Raw genomic sequence first — 17286 nt, forward strand, 5'->3', positions numbered from 1 at the left:
GTTAACCATACGGAACCCGGTTCCGGTTGCCAAGCCCGGCCTTGAGCGTTTCTTGAGCGGTCCTTAGGGGCGGGCGGCGATGATCGTCGGCAACGGGGGAACCGGCGTACGCCTACGCCGGTTCAGGAGGTCAGGTTCTGCACGGCGGCGGCGACCCGCTCGGCGTCGGGCAGTGCGAGGTCCTGATAGATGGCCAGGGCGTGCCGCCAGTGGCGCACGGCCTGGTCGTGGTCGCCCGCGGCCGAGAACAGCGCGGCCAGGCCGTCGTGCGCGACGGCCTGCTCGTGCCGGTCACCGAGGCCGCGGGCCAGGTCCAGGGCCTCGGCGTGGCTCGCGCGGGCCGTGCCGGCGTCGCCCGCGGCCCGGGCCGCGGCGCCCAGGCCGTTGAGCACCTCGATGCTCAGGGGCTGCTCGCCGATGGCCCGGCACACGGCCAGGGCCTGCCGGTGATGCTCGACGGCCTCGGCGAACCGTCCGAGCTCGCGCAGGGCCAGGCCGAGGTTGTTGAGCGCGTCGGCCTCGCCGGCTCGTTCGCCGACGGAGCGGTACAGCCGCAGCGCCTGCACGTGGCAGTCGAGGGACTCGTCGGGCCGGCCGAGCCGCTGGTGGCTGATGCCGAGGTTGTTCAGCACGTCGGCCTCGCCGCTCGGGTCGCCCTCGGCGCGCATGAGGTCCAGGGCGGCCAGGTGGGCGGCGACCGAGGCGTCGAGCTCGCCGGCCATGCGGTGCCCGACGCCGAAGTAGGTGAGCTGGACCGCCTCGCCGTAGCGGTCGCCCGTCTCGCGGAACAGGTCCAGGGCGGCCTGGTGGTGCTCCCGCGCGGCCAGGTAGTCGCCGAGCCGCCACACCACGACGCCGAGGCGGCTGCGCGCCCAGCCCTCGCCGCGGCGGTCGCCGGCGGCGCGGTACAGCCGCAGCGCCTCCCGGTGATGCCGCTCCGCCTCCTCGAACTCGCCGGCCCGGCGGCGCGCCACGCCCACGTTGTCCAGCGCGGCGGCCTCGGCGGCGGTGTCGCCCGCGGCCCGGGCGGCGTCCCGGGCCGCCGTGTGCACGATGAGCGCGCCGGCGGCGTGGTCCCGGTCGAGGTAGCGCTGCAGCAGCCCGGCCAGCGCGATCGCCGGCCCGGGGCGCCCCGCGGCGGCCACCGCCACGAGGTTCGCGCGTTCGAGGTCGAGCCAGGCACGGCCGGCGCCGAACAGGTCCGCGGTCGCGGTGCGGGCACCCTCGACGTAGTGCCCGAACAGGCGGTCCAGGGCCGGTTCACGCTCGTCGGCCGGCACGAGCTCGGCGGCGAAGGCGTGCAGGAGGTCGTGGAAGGCGTACCGCCCCGGCACCGTCTCAGCGAGCAGGTTCGCGGCGACGAGCTCCCGCAGCGCGGCCGCGGCCGGGTTCCCGACCGAGTGCCCGGCTGAGTGCCCGGCCGAGTGCCCGCCTGAGTGCCCGGCCGAGTGCCCGGCCGAGTGCCCGGCCAGCGCCGTGGCTGCGTCCGCGCCGATGTCGGCCCCGGGGTTAAGCCCGAGCAGCCGGAACAGGCGCGCGGCGGCCGGGTCGAGCCGGTCGTACGACCACCGGAACACGCTGCGCACGTCCGCGCCCGGCTCGCCGACGCTGAGCGCGTCCAGCCCCTCGGCGCCGAGCGACACCGCGAGGTCCTCCAGCGAGGACCGGGCCGCCCGCGCCGAGACGATCGCCAGCGCGAGCGGCAGCCCGGCGCAGCGGCGCACGATCACGTCGGCGGCGGCGCGCTCCCGCTCGACCCGTTCGGCGCCGAGCCGGCGGGCCAGCAGCGCCCGGCCCTCGGCGGCGTCGAGCGGGTCGAGGTGCACGAGGTCGGCGCCCTCGACGGCGACGAGCCCGGCGAGGCCGTGGCGGCTGGTGACGATCGCGAGGCACCCCGGCGAGCTGGGCAGCAGCGGGCGCACGTGCTCGGCGTCGCGGGCGTTGTCGAGCAGCACGAGCATGCTGCGGTCGGCGAGCAGGGTGCGGTAGAGCGCCGACTGCGCGTCGAGGCCGGCGGGCACGCGACCGGCCGGCACGCCCAGCGCGGTCAGGAAGCCGTCGAGCGCGGCCTCGGCCGGCAGCGGGGCGCCGCTGGGGTGGAAGCCGCGGAGGTTGACGTACAGCTGCCCGTCCGGGAACCGGGCCCGGACGCGGTGCGCCCAGTGCACGGCGAGGGTCGTCTTGCCCACGCCCGCGGTGCCCGAGAGCGCGACGACGGCGCCGTCCTGCGCCGCGAGCTCGTCCAGCCGCGCGAGGACGTCGGCCCGTCCGGCGAACCGGCGCGCGTCGGCGGGCAGCTGGGCGGGCTGCCGCGTGGGCAGGAGCGCGGGGCGGTGCGCCTCCGGCGGCGGCGGGGCGGGCCGCCGCGTGGGCGCGAGCAGGCGGCGGTACACCTCCTGCAGCTCCGGCCCCGGGTCCACCCCGAGCTCGTCGGCGAGGCGGTCCCGCACGGTCCCGTAGTGGGCCAGCGCCTCCGCGCCCCGCCCCGCGGCGTGCAGGGCCCGCATCAGCGCCGCGGCGAGCGGCTCGACCAGCGGGTACTCGGCGGCGAGCGCGCCCAGGGCGTCCAGGTCGGCGCCGGTGCGCGCCCAGGCGACGGCGGCGTCGACGCGGCGGCGGTGCCAGGCCGCGCGCACCGAGTCGGCCCACTGCCCGCCCACGTCCTCGAGCGGCTGGCCGCGCCACAGCGCGAGCGCCTCGCCGGGCCGCCCGGCGCGGGCCAGCTCGGCGAACCGGTGCAGGTCCACGGCGTGCGGGGCGACCTCGGCGACGTACCCGCCGGCCCGGTGCCCGATCGGCACGGGCAGGCGGCGCAGCTGGGAGACGTACACCTGCACCGCGTGCCGGGCCCGCGCCGGCGGCCGGTCGCCCCAGACCCGCTCGACCAGCGTGTCGGCGGGCACCACCCGGCCGGCGTCGACGAGCAGGGCCGCGAGCAGGGCCCGCTGCCGCGGCTGGCCGGGGTCGAGCGGCCGCCCCTCGGCCGTGAGCGCGATCGGGCCGAGCAGGCGGATCTCCACCCGGCTACCGTAACGTAGGCCCGTGATAACGCTCTCCCGCGCCGACGCCCGCCGTCTCGCGGTGCGCGCCCAGCTGCTCGGGGCTGAGCGTCCGACCGGGTTGTCCGACACCGTGCGCGCGCTGTGGGAGCTGCAGAACGACCCGGCGTCCTACGTCGCCCGCAGCGCCGATCTCGTGCTGTGGAGCCGCCTCGGCTCGTCCTACGACCCGCAGTGGCTCCGCGACGCGCTCGAGGAGCAGGCGCTCATCGAGCTGCAGGGCATGATCCTGGTGCCCGAGGACGTCGCGCTGTTCCGCGCGGAGATGGACGCCTGGCCGGTGCACGACTGGCAGGAGGGGCTGAGCGTCTGGGTGGAGGCGAACACCGGCTGCCGGCTCGACATCCTGGCCCGGCTGCGCGCCGACGGCCCGCTGCCGGCCCGGGCGCTGCCGGACACCTGCGTGGTGCGGTGGCGCTCGTCCGGCTGGAACAACAACCGCAACGTGAACCGGATGCTGGACGCGCTCATCCAGCGCGGCGAGGTGGCCGTGGCCGGGCCGCGCCTGTACGACCTCGCGGAGCGGGTGTACCCGGACGTGGAGGTCCCGTCGCTGCAGGAGGCGCGGCACGAGCGCGACGTGCGCCGGCTGCGCTCGCTCGGCATCGCCCGCGGCGGTTCGGCGGGCGAGCCGGCCGTCGTCGACGGGGTCAGGGGCGAGTGGCGCGTGGACCCGGCGGTGCTGGATTCCCGATTTTCCGGCCGTACCGCCCTGCTCTCGCCCCTGGACCGCCTGGTCTACGACCGCAGGCGCATGACCGAGCTGTTCGAGTTCGACTACCAGCTGGAGATGTTCAAGCCGGCCGCGAAGCGCCGCTTCGGCTACTGGGCGCTGCCGATCCTGCACGGCGACCGGCTCGTCGGCAAGCTCGACGCGGCCGCCGACCACTGCGCCGGGGTCCTGCGGGTGGACGCGGTGCACGAGGACGCGCCGTTCCCCAAGCGCCTGGCCGCCGCGGTGCGGGCCGAGATCGCGGACCTCGCGGCGTGGCTGCGGCTCGACCTGGCCTGAACCGCGGGCGAGTTCCTCGCCCTGCGCCAGCGGCCGGCGATCGACGCCGAGCGGGCCGCGATCCGCCGCATCCTCACCGAGCACCGCCGCGGCTCCGGCGGCGGAGTTCGGCTCGGTCCCGTGCTGAACGCCGGCATGGACCTCGCGGCGCGCGCGGGCCACGTCCGGCCTTTGGCACGCTCGCGGCCCCGCGGCGGGGCCGGCATCGGGGCCGGCGGGTGTGGATCAGCTCTCACCAGCCGTCCCCGGGCGCCGCGACCAGGCATGATCTGCCGGTGAGCGCCGCATCCGAGGGACTGGTCGAGATCGTGTCCGGGGACCTGCGCGTGGCCGTGGCAGCGGCGCCGCCGGCGATGCTGGGGCTGTACCGCCGCCACGCCGAGCTCGTCGAGGACTTCCCCGGCGATGAGGCGGACGGGTTCGTCTTCGCCGCGGTCGGGGACGGCACGCACGACTGGCCCGGGCTCGTGGTCACGCAGCGGTACTCCCCCGCCGGGCCCGGCTTCCCGCCCGGCGTGCTGCTGGTGCCGAAGCGGCGGCAGGTCTTCGTCGGCGCCGGGACGCGGCTGCTCGCGTACGAGGCGCGCTCGGGCACCTGGCGGCGGCAGTGGGAGGACGAGGCCGCGCTCGGCTTCTGGCAGTGGCGGCGGCACGGGCGGGTGGCCCTGATGTCGGCCGAGCTGGAGCTGGGCGCGTGGACGACCGACGGCGAGAAGCTGGGGTCCGCGCCGGTGGAGCCGCCGTGGTCGTACCGCGTCGACGCCGGCGAGGTCGTCCTCGACGTGATGGGCGAGATCCGCACGTTCGGCCTCACGAGCGGACCCTGACGCGGCCCCTCACGCCCGCGTCGGTGGCACCGGCCCGGCGCCCCCGGCCTAATCGCTTACAGATTACAAAATTCGGACCGCTCCCACCGGGCCGGTGCGGGTTCAGACCGCGCCGTACTCCTCGTCGGTGACGTGTTCGAGCCATTCGACGACCTGCCCGTCCCGCACGCCGGTGAGCGCCAGGTGCGTCATCGGGCCGTGCGGGCCGGCGCCGTGCCAGTGCTTGACGCCCGGCGGGCACCACACCACGTCCCCGGCCCGCAACTCCTCGACCGGACCGCCCCACTGCTGGGTGCGGCCCACGCCGTCGGTGACGACGAGGCGTTGCCCGCCCGGGTGGACGTGCCAGGCGGTCCGGGCGCCCGGCGAGAAGGTCACGGCCGCACCCGTGTAGGGCGCGGCGTCCTCCGCCCCGAACAGCGGCTGGACCCGCACCTCGCCGGTGAAGGACTCGGCGGGTCCCGGGGTCGACGGCTGCGGTCCCCTGGTGATCATGTTCTGCTCCTTCACGGCTGCAACAGCACCTTGATCGCCCGGCGCTCGTCCATCGCCCGGTACCCCTCGGCGGCCTGCTCAAGCGGCAGCGTGAGGTCGAACACCCGGCCCGGGTCGATGGCCCGCCCGAGAATCAGGTCGATCAGCTCGGGCAGGAAGCGGCGCACGGGTGCCGGGCCGCCGTGCAGGTGGACGTGGGAGAAGAACAGCTCCTCGCCGGGCAGGGCGACGTCGTGGGCGACGCCGACGTAGCCGACGTGCCCGCCCGGACGGGTGGCACGGATCGCCTGCATCATCGACTCCTGGGTGCCGACCGCCTCGATGACCGAGTGCGCGCCGAGGCCGCCGGTGAGGTCCTTGATCCGGGCGACGCCCTCGTCGCCGCGCTCGGTGACGACGTCCGTGGCGCCGTAGGCGAGGGCGATCTGCTGCCGGTCGGCGTGCCGGCTCATGGCGATGATCCGCTCGGCGCCGAGCTGCTGCGCCGCGAGCACGCCAAGCAGGCCCACGGCGCCGTCGCCGACGACCGCGACGCTCCGGCCCGGCTCGACCTGGGCGGCCACGGCGGCGAACCAGCCGGTGCCGAGGACGTCCGACGCGGCGAGCAGGCCGGGGATCAGGTCGCGGGCGGGGGTGTCGGGGGTGGCCACGAGGGTGCCGTCGGCGAGCGGGACCCGCAGGTACTGCGCCTGCGCGCCGATGCCGCCGATGGCGACCCGGTGCACACACGAGCTCTGGTAACCGGCCCGGCAGATCTCGCAGGTGTTGTCCGAGGCGAAGAACGAGCCGACCACGAACTGCCCGGGCCGCACCGTGCGCACGTCGGCCCCGACCTCCTCGACGACGCCGACGTACTCGTGCCCCATCGGCGCCGGCCCGTCGACCTGTTCGATCCCGCGGTACGGCCACAGGTCGGAGCCGCAGACGCAGCTGGCGGACAGCCTGATGATCGCATCGGTCGGCTCGGCGATCCGGGGATCCTCGCGCTCCTCGACGCGGACGTCCCGGGGCGCGTACAGCATGGCTCCTCGCATGGAGGTGGCTCCTTCCGGTTCGGTGCAGCGGTGACCGTGGCCGCCACACCCAGCCAACCCGATCCGGCGGCCGGCGGGGAGTCACTGGCGAAACGTGTACCGCCAGGGCACCCCACCGCCCCGCGGCCGGGTCGTGCCGCCGAGGCCACGGACGGTCGCGCGCCGGGATCCGCGACTACCTCGCCCCGCGCCGGGCAAACCCACCCCGCTGCCGATCGCCGGGCGAGCCGGCGACGCGTCCGTCCGCCGGGAGTGGATCGCGGTCCCCCATACTTTTCCTCGCACCACATCATCGGATCGACCGCGGGGGGCATCGTGAGGCGGCACGTCGCGCTGCTCCTGCTCGCCGGCAACAGCGGCGCGATCGACGCGATCGGCTTCGTGGTCCTGGGCGGGGCGTTCACCAGCGTCATGACCGGGAACATGATCCTGCTCGGCATCGCCTTGCCCCAGGCCGACGCCGCCCTGGCCGTGCGGTCCGGCCTGGCGATTGTCCTGTACATGGCCGGCGCGTACCTCGGCACGAGGATCGCCGGACAGCCCCGCGACGACGACCCGCCCTGGCCGCGGCCGGTGACCTGGGCCCTGCTGACGGAGCTGGCCTTCCTGGCCGTCATGGCGGCCGGCTGGTGGGCCGCCGGAGGCCACCCGCACGGCAACGTGCAGCTGCTGCTCCTGGGCGCGGACGCGGTCGCCCTGGGCATCCAGAGCAGCGCGATCCTCCGCTTCGGCGTGAAGGGCCTGTCCACGACGTACATGACGGGAACGCTGACCGGCGTGGTCGCCACGCTCGCGCAGGGCCGCCACCCCGGCCAGGTCGCCGCGAGCGCCCGCATCATGGTGTCCCTCATCGCCGGCGCCGCCGCGGCGATGCTGCTGGTCCGGCACGCCCCGATGCTGGTGCCGCTGCTGCAGCTGGTGCCGGTGGGCCTGGCGGTCGCGACGCAGGTGCGGGTCGTGCGGCCGCGGCGGCCGGGGGCTCAGCCGCGCGGGTGACGCTGCCGAGTCAGCTGTCGAAGCCGAAGCCGATCCGGTCCATGGCGCGCAGCCAGAGGTTGCGCCGCCCGCCGTTGGCGTCGGCGTTGATCATCGCCTGCCGGGTCAGCTGGACCCCGGCCCAGCGCACCGGCTCGGGCGGGAACGGCAGCGGCCGCTCGCGCACCATCCGGGTGCGGGTGCGCGCGGTCGAGTCCCCGGCCAGCAGGTCGAGCATCACCTCGGCCCCGAAGCGGGTGGCGCCGACCCCGAGCCCGGTGAACCCGGCCGCGTACGCGACCCGCCCCCGGTGCGCGGTGCCGAAGAACGCCGAGAACCGCGTGCACGTGTCGATCGCCCCGCCCCAGGCGTGCGTGAACCGCAACCCGTCCAGCTGCGGGAACGCCTCGAAGAACTGCGCGGCGAGCTTGTTGTAGGTGGCCGGGCGGTGCTCGTAGGAGGCGCGGACCTTGCCGCCGAAGTGGTACACGGCGTCGTAGCCGCCCCAGAGGATCCGGTGGTCGCGGGTCTGGCGGAAGTAGTGGAACTGGTGGCCGGCGCCGGACATGCCCTGCCGGCGGTGCCAGCCGATCGCGTCGCGCTGCTCGGCCGTGAGCGGCTCGGTGACCAGCGCGTAGTCGTACACCGGCACCACGTAGGGGCGCGTGCGGCGCAGCAGCGAGGGGAACACGTTCGTGCCCAGCGCGACCTTCCCGGCCCGCAGCCGGGCGGGGCCGCCGGCCGCGTCGGTGTGCAGCACGATCCCGGCGCGGTCGCTGGTCAGGCGGGTGACCCGGGTGCCCTCGAACACGCGCACGCCGAGCCGCTCGCACGCCACGGCCAGGCCCCACGCGAGGCGGGCCGGGTGCAGCAGGGCGGTGCCGTCGTGATCCCAGAGGCCCGCGAGGAAGGCCGGGGAGTCGATCTCCTCGCGCAGGGCCCCGGCGTCGAGGAAGTCCACGTCGGCACCGAGCGCGCGGGCCGCCTCGGCGTGCCCGCGCAGCTGGGCCACGTGGTGGGGCGCGGTGGCCACGTCGAGGCCGCCGGTTCGTTCGAAGTCACAGCGGATGTCATATCTCGTGAGCGCCGCCTCGATCGCCGCCAGGTTCTCGGCCCCGAGCCGTTCCAGCTCGCCCAGCTCGTCCGGCCAGCGCCGCAGCCCGTTGCCGAGGCCGTGGGTGAGGCTCGCCTGGCAGAACCCGCCGTTGCGGCCGGACGCGGCGTGCCCGATCCGGTCGCCCTCGACCAGCACGACGTCGAGGCCGGGGTCGCGCTCCTTCGCGATGAGCGCGGTCCACAGCCCGCTGTAGCCGCCGCCGACCACGGCCAGGTCGCAGGAGAGCTCGCCGGTCAGCGGGGCCCGCGCGCTCGGCCGACCGGGGTCGTCGAGCCAGTACGGGGTCAGCTGGACGTCGGCGAGCGCGGTATGGACGGGTATGGACATGCGTTCAATCATCACCGTTGTCAGCGTCGTAGTCAACGGCGTTGACAACACAGTTGGCAGTGCACTTTCCGACTCGGCCCTAAGATTGGCTGTCGGGCTTTTCACTCTGTTCGGGAGCACCGTTTGCGAACTCGCGCCGCGCTGACGCCGGAGCTGATCATCGACGCGGCCAGCCGCCTGGCCGCTACGGCCGGCGCCGACGCGCTCACCGTCCGCCGCCTGGGCAAAGAGCTCGGCGCCGACCCGACGGCCATCTACCGCCACTTCCGCGACAAGGACGAGATCATCCTCGAGGTCGCGGACCGGCTCGTCGCCGCGACGGTCGAGGCGCTGCCGGGCGAGCTGCCCTGGCGCCCGCGCCTGGAGTGGCTGGCCCGGCAGACCGTCCGCACCTTCGTCGCCCACCCCGCGATCGCCCCGATCGTGGCCCTGCGCACGACCCGCCGCCCGGGCGAGTTCCGCACCGTGGAGGCGGTGCTGGGCGCCCTGCGCGAGGCGGGCCTGACCGACGAGCAGGCGGCCTTCCAGCACCTCGTCTACTCGGAGACCATTTTCTCCTACGCCGCGATGTGCAGCGCCTACGCCGCGCTGGACGAGCTGAGCCGGCAGGGCGACGAGGCCGCGTGGTCGCACGAGTACCGCTCGCTGCCGCCGGCCCGCTACCCGAACATCGCCGCCGCCTCGCAGTACCTGGCCGAGATCGACGACGACATGGTCCTGGACGGCATCGTGCGGGCCCTGCTCGACCGCGTCGAGGCCCTCGCCGCCGCCCGTGGGGACGGCGTGCAGGACCCCCGTCCGCCGTCGCGGGGGCCCGGGTGAGGCGTGGCCGGCTCACCCGGTGAGCGGTGCCGCCCCTGGCCCCTCCCGCTCCTCCCGACGGCCTACGTCTCGGCGGTCCGCAGGCGACCGCGGCGCTGGCGGCGGATGCCGGCGAGCACCGTCGCCACCACGACACCCCCGGTGAGCGCGATCGCCACCGCCGGCGTCAGCCCTTCGACCAGCCCGTCGGCGAGCCCGACCGCGGCGACGGCCAGGATCGCCGCGCCCGGCCACGGCCAGGCCGCGCGCCAGCGGCCCGAGGTGCCCGCGACGACGCCCGCCGTGCCCGCGAGGAACAGCGCCATCCCGCCGTGCAGCGCCCAGCCCGCGCCGGCGGGCAGGTCGTCCGCGGGGTGCACGATGTACTGCTCCACGCCGACCGCGAACAGCGCCAGGCCGAGCGTGAGCGGCAGATGGCCGTAGATGTACGCGTCGGGCACCCAGCTGTCCTGCTCGTCGCCCTCGGCCTCGAGCCGGCGCTTCCCGGCGGCGCCGCCGAGATCGAAGTAGTTCCACCAGGCGGCGGCGACGGCCACGAACGCGATCGCGGCCACCGCGATCGGTCCGGCCGCCCAGTGGGTGTCGTGCACGCCCGTGGCCACCGACATGATGGACTCGCCGAGCACCAGCATGACGAAGAGCCCGAAGCGCTCGGGGAGATGGTCGACGTGCAGGGGCACCCCGCCGCCGAAGCGGGTGGCGAGCACCGGCGCGGCCGCCTCGGCCAGCAGCCCGAGCGTCCAGAGCACCGCGCGGGCGGGGCCGTCGACGGCCAGGGAGACGGCCCACAGCGCCGCGCCCGCGCCGACGCCGGCCAGGTAGAGGCGGATGGTGTCCCGGGCGTCGGTGACGTGCCGGTAGGCGCGGGCGTAGAGCGCGAACAGCAGCAGCCGGGTGGCGAGGTAGCAGGCCGCGAACGTGACCGCGTCGCCGACGCTCGCCGCCATGCCCACGACCGCGGCCGCGCTGCCGAGCTTGGCGAGCCGGTAGACGACGTCGTTGGTGTCGAAGCGGTTGGCGTACAGCGTGACGGTCACCCACGACCACCAGGTGACCGCGAACAGCCCGGCGAACGCCGCCGCGCCCCGCCAGCTGAGGTCCTCGGCCAGCCCGCTCGCGAGCTCGGCGACCACGAGCAGGTAGGCGAGGTCGAAGAACAGCTCGAGCCGCGACGCGGAGCGCTCCCCCTCCACGCGCAGCTCGGGCGGGCGTACGAGCGGGGCGGAACGTTGATCGTCAACCATCTCCCCGGCATGCCCCGATGCGCGGCCGGCTACGCACGAGCGGGGAAAAAAGGGCCGCGGCCGCCCAGGGGGGTATTGGGCGGCCGCGGTGTCTCGGATCACCGGTCGTGGGCGGGCGCCCCGGTCAGTTCTGGCCGATCTGGTGACTGCGGGTGCTCGTCACGCCGCCGTTGACCCCGAAGCCGAGCGACCCCGACCCGCCGAACACCGGCCGGCCGGTCTTGGCGTCGATGCCCACGGTGACGCAGCCGCTCCAGGCGGCGCCGGCGCAGTAGGCCCAGCCCTGGTCCTTCATCTGCTCCATCGGCTCGGCGTTCCAGCCGACGGTGACGGAGGAGCCGAGGGACAGCTTCGGCATCGTGCTGCCCCCGACGAAGACGCCGCCCTGGTCGGTGATGGTCAGCGAGATGCAGCCGCCGATGCAGACGTTCACCGACATGTAGAGCTCGCCGTGGTTGCGGTGGGACTGTTTGCGGTACGTCCACGCGTCGCCGGGCGTCGTCTCGGTCTGACCGGCGTAGAGCGCGATCTCGGCCGCGACGGCGTGCTCCGGCAGGACGTTGATGTGGGCCGGCGGCCGCTTGTACCGCGTGCACCACGTCTCGTCGCCCTTGGACGTGCACGTGTTCTCGTAGGCCTTGGCGCCGCGGGCGACCTGGGCGTCGTGCGAGCTCTTGCCGGACCTGAGCCGCTCGGCGGCGTCGAAGCCCTCGTCGCAGGCCGCGGGCGAGCTGAAGCCCGAGTTGAAGCCGCGGCACACGGCCCGCGGGTTGCCGCCGTGGCGCACGCCGCCCGGGTCGAGGCAGGGGAAGGTGCAGAACAGCGGCGCCTTCGGCGGGTCGATGCCGTGCACGACGAACGGGCCGTAGACGCGCGGCTTGCGCGGCGGGATGTAGTGCTGATACGGCGGGGTCGGCTTGCGCCGCGGCGGGATGTAGTGCTGGTACACCGGCGGCGGGGTGCGGCGGTAGTGCTGGATGGCGTGCACGACCGCCTTCACCACCCGGGCCACGGCCCGGCCGATCGCGGCCCAGATCCCGCCGCCCTTGGCCTTCTTGCCGTCCGGGTCGCTCAGGGTCACCGGTGACGCGCTGGCGTAGTTGTAGCCCTGCAGCGCCTGCGCGTCGTCGCCGTCCATGACCGGGTCGAGGCTCACAAACCGGCCGGTCACCTGGTCGTACTCGCGTGCGCCGAGGTGCAGCAGGCCCGAGCCGTCTTTGGTGCCGTTGACGAGCCCCTTGTCGGTGACCCAGGCCGCGGTGCCGCCGCGCTCCGCCCCGAACGGGGTGAGCCAGCGCCGCACGACCGCCTGGGTGGCCGCGTCGACCTCGATCGTGCCCGTGCCCTGCTGGTCGTCGACCTGCCAGGTCAGCCCGCCGGTCGTGGTCCGCACGGCGACGACCCGGCCGGCGTGGGTCAGGTAGCGCGTCGCCGTGGCCTTGCCGCCGGCGAAGCGCACCTCTTGCCCGGGCAGGCTCAGCGTGGTGCCGGACGGCTCGTGCTTGACGAGCCGGTTGCCGGCCGCGTCGTAGACGTAGGTGGCCGTGCCGGCGGCGTCGCTGCTGCTGGCCAGGGTGCCGTCGGCGTTCCAGGTCAGCGTCTGCGTCGCGCCGCTGACGCCGTTCGCCGGGCGGGTCAGCGTGTTGCCGGTCTTGTCGTAGGTGTACGCGACGGTGCCGACGCCCGCGGTCGTCATCGAGCGCAGCGTGTGCGGCTGGCTGCTCCCGGCCGCCGGGTAGCCGTACGTCCGCGCCACGCTCGTGCTCGTCGTGCGCTCGGTCGAGGCCGACCGGTTGCCGACGGCGTCGTAGGCGTAGGAGTTCCAGTACGGGGCGGGCCCGCCCAGCGCCGGCTGGCTCCTGGCCGCGGCGCAGTCGCCGCTCGCCGGGGTCCACGCCTCGGTGAGCCGCTGGGCGAAGTCGTAGCCGAAGCACTGGTTGTCACCGGTGACGAGCTCCCGCTCCCCCAGCACGTTGCCGGAGGCGTCGTAGTCCAGCCGGACGTCGGCGACCTCGGACGGGCCGGTCTCCTTCGTGGTGTGGATGCGGCTGAGCCGGCGGGTGCCGAGCTCGTAGTCGTAGGCGGTGTCCAGCCACGGCCCGGTGTCGTTGCGCCGGGCGATCATCGACAGCTCGCCGTAGCGGGTGTACTGGGTGCCGTTGACCACGAAGACGTCGTCGCCGGTGCTGGACAGGTTCGTCTTGAGCGTGTCGAGCTGCCCGAGGGTGTTGTACCCGACCGTGAGCTTCTCCCTGGGCAGGCCCCCGGCGGCGGGCATGGTGGTCGCGAGGTCCGCGCCGCCCGCGGTGTAGGCGAAGGTGTACGAGTACAGCCCGGAGATCCCCGTCTCGCTGGACGGGATGCTGATCGTCTCGCCGGTGGGCTTGTAGAGCTCGTTCATGCCGTCGATGCGCGTGGTGTAGGCCGCGCCGCCGGCGTAGCTGGTCGAGCTGAGCTGCTGGCCCTTGACGGTGAGCGTGCCGACGGTCAGCGTGATCGAGTCGTAGGCCCACTCGGCCTGCAGCGGCCCGGTCGCGCTGTCGGCCCGCACGCTCGTCTTGCGGCCCAGGGCGTCGTAACCGAAGGCCTGCACCTTGCCGTCGGCGTTCTTGCTCGTGAGCAGGTCACCGACGTCGTTGTAGGTGCTGGAGCTCTCGCCGCTGTCCGGGTCGGTCTTGCTGGTGATGTGCCCGGCGAAGTCGTAGGTGTAGGTCCACGCGTTGCCGGCGTTGTCGTCCTGCTCGACGAGGTGGTTCTTGCGGTCGAACCGGTACGTCAGGTCGGTCACGTCGGGGCCGCCGAGCGCGGTGTGGTACTCCCGCCGCCGGACCGTGCGCCCCTGGGCGTCCACGTAGGTCGAGGTCGGCATGGCGCCCGCGGGCGGCACGACGTCGGTGCGGTCGCCGCCGTAGGTCGTGGTGGTGTGCCACTGCTCGACGTTCTTGATCAGGAACGTGGAGGTGCGGACCCGCCCGGCCCCGTCGTACGCGGTGACCGTCTGGCTCGGCACCTGGGCGTCGTCGAGGTGCTTGACCAGCGTCGGGGCGGTGAGGCTCAGCCCGCCGTCCACGATGTAGGAGCCGTTCTGCTTGTACTGCCGCCCGGCGCTGTCGTAGAAGGTGTCGGTGACGATCCGCCCGCCCTGCGCGGTGCCCTCCGTCGTCTGGGTCTGGCGGGCCCGGCCCTGCCCGTCGAGGAAGGCCGCGCTGCTGCGGTAGCCGGTCCCGTTGCTGTCGAGCTGGTTGGAGATGGTGACGCTGCCGGACTTGCGCACGAAGTAGGCGAACGTGACGCTCGCCGTCTGGCTGGACGTGCGGTTGGGCAGCCAGACCGCGGTGCTGCGGCCCATGGCGTCGAAGGTCTGCCGCGTCGATCTGCCGTTCGGGTCCACCACCGCGGTCTGCTCGCCCCAGGCCGGGTCGAACGTCGTCGTGGTCGTCCAGCCCTGCTGGGTGACCTCCTTCGTCGCGGTCACCGGGCCGCCGGAGACCGGCGTGTACGTGGTCGTCGTGGTGTTGCCGCGCACGTCGGTCGCGGTGAGCACGCGGCCGTAGGCGTCGTAGGTCGCCTTGGACTCGGTCTTGTACGTCGACGGGAAGCCGATGAGCTCGTCGGTCTGGGTCACCAGGCCCTTGCTGGGCGCGGCCCCGCGGGCCCCGCCGTCGTAGAGGGTGTAGGTGTCGGAGACGACGTCGGCCTCGGTGAGCCCGGTGCCCTGGGCCTTGGCGCAGTCGACCGCGTAGTGCCGCTCGCGGCTGACCCCGTCCATGATCCAGGCGGTGCCGTTGCGGGCGTAGTCGGTGATCGTGCAGCTCTGGTCGTCGGTGACGGCGTCGTCGCCGAGGTCCTCGTGGCGGATCGCCATGCCGTAGTTGTCGAAGACGGTGTTCGTGGTGGTGGTGCGCCAGCCGCGCCCGCCGTCGAGCAGGGTCCGGTTGCGCTCCTGGGTCACGGCGACGAAGCGGGCCTCGGCCGTGACGCCGTCGATGGTGCGGGTCGCGGTCGGCGGGTCGGAGCGCCACGGGACGTTGACCTGGGCCGCGATCTCGCCGCCGGTCAGGTTCTGGTAGACGCGCTGCTCGCGGACCAGCCCGGCGTAGGAGTCGCTGTCGGTGACCGCCGGGGCGCCGCCGGTCGCGGGCAGCGACACGGAGCGGGTGGCGGTGCCGGTGCCGAGCTTGTCGCCGTCCATGCCGCGGAAGTACGTGGTCTCGGTCCGGGTCGCCTCGGCGCCCGTGCCGGTGACGGTGCGCACGAGGTCGTAGCCGCGCCACACCGACCAGGTCTTGGTCCGGTCGTTGACCAGCCCGTCGTCGTCGGTGTAGCGCCAGGCCGGCGCGTTGGGATACTCGTAGCTGGTCACGGCCGGCACCGAGCGCTCGTCGGACGGCAGCGCGTTGTCCTGCTGGGTCACCCGGCTCACCACGTACTTGTGGAAGTAGTCGAGCGTGAGCGCGCTCGCGCCCTCGGGGGTCCAGTAGACCGGGAAGCACCGCAGGGTGTTGGTCCACAGCGCGTTCTTGTCGGGCACGCGGGAGCCGGCGACGCAGTCCGCGTCGGCGTAGGTGACGTTGATCGTCCCGCCGCCCTCGGTCTCCACGGTGCTGATCCGCCACCAGGTCATCGCCGGCGCGAAGTCGGTCGCGTCGACCCGGTTCGGCTTCTGCACGCCGACGAAGTGCACGTCGGGGACGGTGACCGCGGTGCGGGTGCCGTCGGTGGTCCCGGCCAGGCCGGTGTGGCTGATCCCGTCGAGCCACAGCCCGGCGCGGGTGGTGTCGCCCGGGTCCGGGAACGTGTGCTTGAACGTCCACTGGTCGACGGGCTTGCCGCCGACCCTGGTCGTGAGGGTGCCCAGGCGCTTGGTGCTCCAGAACGTCGGGCTGCCGATGTAGCAGGGGCTGGCCGTGCACTGCATCTTCCACGGCGTGTCGGGCCAGTTGGTCGCGTCGTGGGTGGCGCAGGCCGCGGTCACGCACCGGTCGGCCTCGCCGAGGTCGACCTGCATCGGGGCGGTGCCGTAGGCGGTGTCGGAGCGGGTGCCGTAGTCGATGCGGTCCAGCCAGCCGCCGCGCACGTAGCCGGCCAGGGTGGTGCTGGAGCCGGCCTTGGCGTAGGAGTTCTTCTCGGTCTGGTACCAGTACGACATCGTGTTGCCGCTGGGGTCCACGACGTAGTCGAGGTTCCAGCGCCAGGCCCGGTCGCAGGCGGAGGCCGCGAACGTGGCGGCGTGGCACGGCTCGCCGGCGTTGTTGCCGAAGACGGGGACGGTCCACACCGAGTTGGTGCTCGCCTTGCCCGACGCCCACCCGGGCAGCTGGTTGCGGCCGAACCAGTACTGGGTGCCGTCGGTCTCGGTGACGACCCACCACTGGCCGTCCTGGTCGCCGTTGACCGCCTTCTCGGTGCCGGACTTGAGCTCGATCCGCGCGCCGTCCTCGGACCGGCCGTGCCACTTGCCGTCGCCGCCCTTGAGCAGCTCGGTGGACTGGCCGTTGAGGTGCAGCACGGCGTTGTCGGTCTTCCAGCACAGGTCGCCGGTCTTGGTGGTGTTGTTGGCGCCGTTGCCCATGTCGCTCTCGCAGGGCACGTACTTGCGCTCGATGGCGCCGGTGGACATCTCGAAGCCCTCGCCCAGCCACGAGGGCTGGTTGTTCGAGGCGGCCATCGAGCCGTCGATGGAGCCGGAGGAGTACGACAGGCCCAGCTCCGGCGCGGGGCCGTTGAGCGCCGGGGGCATGCGCAGCGGGTACTGCCACGTGAAGTCCCCGGCGCTGTTGCCCGCCTCCCAGGTGGAGCTGGCCTTGAGCGGGGTCGCGGTGTAGTCGCCCGCGGGGCCCTTGGGCTCCTCGACCACGGCCAGGGTCGCGGCGGCGGAGACGTCGGCGCCGACGGTGCGGTGGGCCACGTCGTTCGCCGCGGGCAGGGGCTTCGCGGTGCAGGCGGACGTCAGCGGGGTACACCCGGACAGTTCGACGAGGCCGAGCGAGGACGCCGCGCCGCCGCCGTAGCCGCCCTCGAAGTCGCGGTAGTCCACGTCGACGTGGACGGTCGACCCGGCCTCGCCGCCGAGCCGCACGACGACACCGTCGAGGCCCGCGGCGCCCGTCGCGGCCCGGTCGAGCACCGTGACCGGCAGGTCGCCGGCCGCGGGCGCGCCGACCGCGCGGACGTAGACGGGCAGCGTCCCGGCCCGGGCGCGGTCGCGGCCGAGGCGCACGGTCGCGGCCCCTCCGGCCACCGCGGCGCCCTGGCCACGAAGGGCGTGCCGGTGCTCGTCGCCGGGGGCGGGTCGTAGCGCATCGGCTGGCCGGGCAGCGCGGCCTCGGGCCGGACCCGCGGGTGCCCGGCGTCCGGGCGGGCGCGGTGGTCGG

Annotated in this window: 10 protein-coding genes; 4 read left to right on the forward strand and 6 right to left on the reverse strand. The window is 74.5% G+C overall.

The window, feature by feature from the left end; all coding sequences use genetic code 11:
* Positions 1–122: 122 nt before the first annotated feature.
* Complete coding sequence (locus tag ACQP1P_RS25415; RefSeq protein ID WP_433073352.1) at positions 123–3020, reverse strand: tetratricopeptide repeat protein; 2898 nt, start codon at positions 3018–3020, stop codon at positions 123–125.
* Between the two features lie 22 nt (positions 3021–3042).
* On the opposite strand from ACQP1P_RS25415, the gene ACQP1P_RS25420 reads away from it, so the two are divergent.
* Both ACQP1P_RS25420 and ACQP1P_RS25425 read left to right on the forward strand, forming a co-directional pair.
* A complete protein-coding gene (locus ACQP1P_RS25420) occupies positions 3043–4071 on the forward strand; it encodes a DNA glycosylase AlkZ-like family protein (protein ID WP_433073355.1) in 1029 nt (342 codons plus the stop codon).
* A gap of 275 nt (positions 4072–4346) precedes the next feature.
* Positions 4347–4898, forward strand: coding sequence for a hypothetical protein (locus ACQP1P_RS25425; RefSeq protein WP_433073358.1), 552 nt, complete (start codon positions 4347–4349; stop codon positions 4896–4898).
* 102 nt (positions 4899–5000) lie between these two features.
* Here the strand turns inward: ACQP1P_RS25425 and ACQP1P_RS25430 are convergent, their stop codons facing one another.
* A complete protein-coding gene (locus ACQP1P_RS25430) occupies positions 5001–5393 on the reverse strand; it encodes a (R)-mandelonitrile lyase (protein WP_433073361.1) in 393 nt (130 codons plus the stop codon).
* Positions 5394–5404: 11 nt separating this feature from the next.
* The gene (locus ACQP1P_RS25435) at positions 5405–6427 is read right to left on the reverse strand and encodes a zinc-dependent alcohol dehydrogenase family protein (protein WP_433073364.1); all 1023 of its coding nucleotides are present in this window, start codon (positions 6425–6427) and stop codon (positions 5405–5407) included.
* Between the two features lie 315 nt (positions 6428–6742).
* Here ACQP1P_RS25435 and ACQP1P_RS25440 point away from each other — a divergent pair, with 315 nt between their 5' ends.
* Positions 6743–7423, forward strand: coding sequence for a YoaK family protein (locus tag ACQP1P_RS25440; protein ID WP_433073367.1), 681 nt, complete (start codon positions 6743–6745; stop codon positions 7421–7423).
* Between the two features lie 10 nt (positions 7424–7433).
* Here ACQP1P_RS25440 and ACQP1P_RS25445 read toward each other — a convergent pair whose 3' ends face one another.
* On the reverse strand, positions 7434–8846 hold the full coding sequence (locus ACQP1P_RS25445) for an NAD(P)/FAD-dependent oxidoreductase (RefSeq protein ID WP_433073370.1): 1413 nt from the start codon (positions 8844–8846) through the stop codon (positions 7434–7436).
* A 123-nt stretch (positions 8847–8969) separates the two neighbouring features.
* Here ACQP1P_RS25445 and ACQP1P_RS25450 point away from each other — a divergent pair, with 123 nt between their 5' ends.
* Complete coding sequence (locus tag ACQP1P_RS25450) at positions 8970–9668, forward strand: TetR/AcrR family transcriptional regulator (RefSeq protein WP_433073373.1); 699 nt, start codon at positions 8970–8972, stop codon at positions 9666–9668.
* Positions 9669–9730: 62 nt separating this feature from the next.
* Here the strand turns inward: ACQP1P_RS25450 and ACQP1P_RS25455 are convergent, their stop codons facing one another.
* Together ACQP1P_RS25455 and ACQP1P_RS25460 are read right to left on the reverse strand one after the other, a co-directional pair.
* Positions 9731–10912 (reverse strand): low temperature requirement protein A, encoded by a 1182-nt coding sequence (locus ACQP1P_RS25455; RefSeq protein WP_433073376.1) that lies wholly within the window; start codon positions 10910–10912, stop codon positions 9731–9733.
* Positions 10913–11036: 124 nt separating this feature from the next.
* Positions 11037–17153 carry an RHS repeat-associated core domain-containing protein gene (locus ACQP1P_RS25460; protein WP_433073379.1) on the reverse strand — a complete coding sequence of 2039 codons (6117 nt, stop codon included), beginning with the start codon at positions 17151–17153 and terminating at the stop codon, positions 11037–11039.
* Between the last annotated feature and the right edge of the window lie 133 nt (positions 17154–17286).

It is taken from the genome of Dactylosporangium sp. CA-052675, assembly GCF_050947935.1.
GTDB lineage: Bacteria > Actinomycetota > Actinomycetes > Mycobacteriales > Micromonosporaceae > Dactylosporangium.